Origin of the sequence: Streptomyces sp. SID5643, assembly GCF_009872555.1 — a bacterium.
Classification (GTDB): domain Bacteria; phylum Actinomycetota; class Actinomycetes; order Streptomycetales; family Streptomycetaceae; genus Streptomyces; species Streptomyces iakyrus.
The window spans coordinates 1-362 of sequence record NZ_WWIC01000333.1; the positions used below are offsets into that span (position 1 = coordinate 1).

Annotated in this window: 1 pseudogene; it reads right to left on the bottom strand. The window is 79.8% G+C overall.

Going from position 1 to position 362, the window contains the following annotated elements:
• Nucleotides 1-362 (bottom strand): annotated as a pseudogene (locus tag GTY56_RS35300) (hypothetical protein); the annotation flags it as partial.

Below are 362 nucleotides of genomic sequence, written 5' to 3' on the forward strand. Positions count from 1 at the left end.
CCGGGTCCGTTCACCGCCGGGCCGCCGGCGGGAGTTCGGGTACCCGTTCCCTCCACCGCCGGGTCGCCGGCGGGAGTCAGGGGGTGGTGCACCGCCGGGTCGCCGGCGGGAGTCGAAGGAGTGCGCACCGCCGGGTCGCCGGCGGGGATCAGGGCGCGGGTACCGCCTGCCGAGCCGCTGCTGCCGGACAGCAGGGCGGGATCCGCGTACATCGCGGGATCGCAGACCGGAACCAGGGGCGCCGATGTGCGCGGGACGGCCGCAGCCGTCACGTCGGTCACGCCCGCCCGGCGCAGGCCGCGCAGGGCCGGAGCCGTCGCCGTCGCCGGGCCGTGCAGCCGCACCCGGGCCCGGCGCAGGCG